The organism is Trinickia sp. Z7 (assembly GCF_056498045.1).
Window position 1 is genome coordinate 1 of the sequence record NZ_JAUEQW010000035.1, and the last position, 2988, is coordinate 2988.

A 2988-nucleotide genomic window follows, 5' to 3' on the forward strand; every position below is an offset into this window, starting at 1 on the left:
GTAAGCGCTAGATCCGCCACACGTCGTAAGGGGCCCCGTTACCGGGTAACATGTTTCATATCGACGGTTACCGGGTAACGAGGGAGGTGCGAGATGACGCAAACGACGGCGCAGCGGCAAGCGGCTTATCGAGCAAGGCGCGAGACGGCAGGCAAGGACGGCAACGGTGATCGACGTCTGGATATGTGGATCAGCACCGAAGCGTATCTTGCTCTGACGCGGCTAGCTCGCCGTTACTCGGTAACGAAGCGCCAGATGCTGGAGCGGTTGATCGCGCGGGCAGACGATGCGATCGTGCGCCGACTCGATCCCGACTCGGAACAGTGGGACCGATACTTCGGCCCGGTGCGATAGGGATCGGAGTTACCCAGTAACGGTTTGCTGTCGAGCGAAGTTGAACGGTAGCAGGTCGCTAATATCGGCGTGGGGTGCGCGCTGCGGCAATTCGGTCAGCACGTGCAGCAGATAGGCATGGGGATCGACGCCACAGGCGCGACACGTGAGCATCAGGCTGTAGACCATCGCGCTCGCTTTCGCGCCGTCGACCGTATCGCTAAAGAGCCACGACTTTCGTCCGGTCACAAAGGGCCTGATGTCGCGCTCGATGACGTTGTTGTCTATTGCAGAGCGGCCGTCGTCCACATAGCGACTCAGGTAAGGCCATTGCCGAAGGCAGTAGCCGATCGCCTCGCCCAGCAGGCTCTTGGGCAGAACCTTCGGCGCGAGTTCGTCGAGCCAGGTTTTGAAGGCGTTTAGCAGCGGCACGCTGTGCTGTTGGCGCAGGCGGTACCGGTAATCGGCCAGCGTCTCGCCCTCGGGCAGGGTTTGTTTGGCGAGCGCCTCGACTTGGTACAGCGCCTGGAAGAATTCGAGCGCCTTCGTGATTCGGGGGCTCGGTTTGTTCTTCTGCCCTTTGAGCGCGTCCGTGAACATCCGACGTCCATGTGCAAGGCATCCGAGGTGCGTCGCCGATTTGACCGTCCGCCACGCGGGCCAGCCGTCCGTCATCAGCGTGCCCGCGTACTCTCCGAGGAATTCCTTCGGGTACTGCTGGCCGCGCCCCGGCTGGTAGTCGAACAGAACCACCGGCTGCTCGCTATCCTCCGCGCTTCGGTAGACCCACATGTATGACTTGTCCTGCGCGTTTCGGCCGTTCTCCTTCAGGACCTGGACAGTGGTCTCGTCGCCGTGAATCAGCCACTGATCTAGCAGAATCTTCTTGAGCGCCTCGAACAGGCGCTTGTAGTGAAGCTGGGCGGGGCGGATGATCCAGTTCGCCAGCGTGCCGCGGCTGACCGCGATATTCGAGCGCGCGAGCACGTCTTCCATCCGGTACAGCGGCGTGCCGTCGACATACTTGCCGGCCGTGACGGCGGCGATCATCGATGCACTCGCGTGACTGCCCGGCAAGGGCTGCGCCGGCATCGGCGCGATCACGATCGGTGTGTGCGTGCCGTGACGTTCGCAGTGCCGACACGCGTACTTGAAGCGCGCGTGCTGCAGCACCGAGACCTTGACCTCCATGTGCAACTGCTCGCTGATTTCCTCGCCCATCCGATGCATCGCCTTGCTACAACACGGGCAGATCTTCTGGTCCTCGGGCAGATCGTACTCGATTCGCTCGCGCGGCAGGTCTGCGGGCAGCGGCTTGCGGCCACGCTTGCGCGGTTCCGGCTGGCCGAGTTCAGGCAAACCGGTATCGGGCAGCGTCAGTGCTTCACCGTCGTCCTCCTCAGGCGGCTCGGCGTGGACGGCCTCCTCGGCCTCATTAAACACACGGTCGCGGCGCTTCTCGCTCTTGGGCGCGTACTGTCGGGCCAACGCGAGACGATATTGCTCTTCGAGCGCATCCAGGCGCCGGGTCAATTCGTCAATCCTGGCATCACGCTCGGCAATGAGCTGCGCATCGGCCGCCACCCGCTCCTCCAGCTTGTGGATATAGGCCTTGGCGGTGCGCGGGAGTCGGGGGAGATCGGGAGGGGACATGCGCTCAACGATAGCGAATCGCAGAGCCAAATAGGTTTACGCGAATTTGTAACAGCTAAAGCCGCTGTTGTTTACCGGCAACGGCGGCGATACCCTGCTTCAGCTCGCGTGGCAGTACTGCCGCGCGGGGTGGCGGCGCACGGCGTCGACATCGACGCCGTCGAGCAGCAGGTGAAGCTGCTCGGCCGTCAGTTCGATCACGGCTTGCTGACGGCGGGGCCAAACGAAACGGTCGGCCTCGAGGCGTTTCAATAGAAGCCAGAATCCGGCCCGATCATACAGCAGAAGCTTCACGCGATCGCGTTTGCGGTTGTGGAACGCGAAGACGGCTCGCGCAAGCGGATCGAGCTGCATCGACTGCTCGACCAGCGTAACCAGGCTATTGATTCCGGCACGGAAGTCAATCGGCTCGCGGTGCAGGTAGATCCGCAGGTCCGCGTCGAAGCGGAACATCAGCGTGCCCCCAACGCTTCGATCATCGCCTTCACGAGAGCGCCATCGTGTGCGGCGCATTCGAGCTGCAGCGTCACGCCGTTGGGCAACTGCGCTGATAGTCGCGCCGGCGTCATTGCCTTCGCCGATTCGTATCTGTGCGACGTTCGCCGCACGCTCGCCGGCTCGGGGTTCGTGCGCATCGGCGCCACTTCGCCCACCGTGACGACCGGCACGAATGCCGATGGCAACGACTCGACGCTTACCGTCGCAGCGACAGCATTCGCGCGTTCGCGCAATTGAATCCACTTATGCAGCTGGTTCGCGTTCACACCCGCCTTCAACGCCAGTCCGGCAATTGACGCGCCCGGCTGCAGGCAGGCTTCAACCAGCTTGCGCTTACCCTCGGCGTCAAACCTGCGCTTGCCCGTCGCGGTCACGCCGGTCACCCGCAGTGGCAGGAAATCAACTTCGTTCTGTGTCATCGGTTGCGTCCGCAAGTTGTAGTTGCGGACGCAAGCCTGCGCTTGTTCAGCTTCCGATTCTAGGTGCGGTCAAATTCGCGCTTAC

4 protein-coding genes are annotated in these 2988 nt (G+C 62.6%); 1 reads left to right on the top strand and 3 read right to left on the bottom strand.

The window, feature by feature from the left end:
* Positions 1 to 93: 93 nt before the first annotated feature.
* Entirely contained in the window at positions 94 to 354 is a 261-nt protein-coding gene (locus tag QQS38_RS25800; protein WP_479648169.1) for a hypothetical protein, read from the top strand.
* A gap of 9 nt (positions 355 to 363) precedes the next feature.
* On the opposite strand, the gene tnpC is transcribed toward QQS38_RS25800, so the two are convergent.
* The 3 genes from tnpC to tnpA all read right to left on the bottom strand — a co-directional run bounded on the left by tnpC (position 364) and on the right by tnpA (position 2903).
* Complete coding sequence (tnpC, locus tag QQS38_RS25805; RefSeq protein ID WP_479648170.1) at positions 364 to 1986, bottom strand: IS66 family transposase; 1623 nt, start codon at positions 1984 to 1986, stop codon at positions 364 to 366.
* 99 nt (positions 1987 to 2085) lie between these two features.
* On the bottom strand, positions 2086 to 2439 hold the full coding sequence (gene tnpB, locus QQS38_RS25810) for an IS66 family insertion sequence element accessory protein TnpB (protein ID WP_184049718.1): 354 nt from the start codon (positions 2437 to 2439) through the stop codon (positions 2086 to 2088).
* Complete coding sequence (gene tnpA / locus QQS38_RS25815; protein ID WP_479648171.1) at positions 2439 to 2903, bottom strand: IS66-like element accessory protein TnpA; 465 nt, start codon at positions 2901 to 2903, stop codon at positions 2439 to 2441. Before tnpA ends, tnpB begins: the two co-directional genes overlap by 1 nt.
* Positions 2904 to 2988: the final 85 nt, after the last annotated feature.

What these genes read in the sequence shown, in the direction of transcription:
- QQS38_RS25800 (WP_479648169.1), top strand. Translation starts at nt 94, where the DNA reads ATGACGCAAACGACGGCGCAGCGGCAAGCGGCTTATCGAGCAAGGCGC.
- tnpC (WP_479648170.1), bottom strand. Translation starts at nt 1,986, where the DNA reads ATGTCCCCTCCCGATCTCCCCCGACTCCCGCGCACCGCCAAGGCCTAT.
- tnpB (WP_184049718.1), bottom strand. Translation starts at nt 2,439, where the DNA reads ATGTTCCGCTTCGACGCGGACCTGCGGATCTACCTGCACCGCGAGCCG.
- tnpA (WP_479648171.1), bottom strand. Translation starts at nt 2,903, where the DNA reads ATGACACAGAACGAAGTTGATTTCCTGCCACTGCGGGTGACCGGCGTG.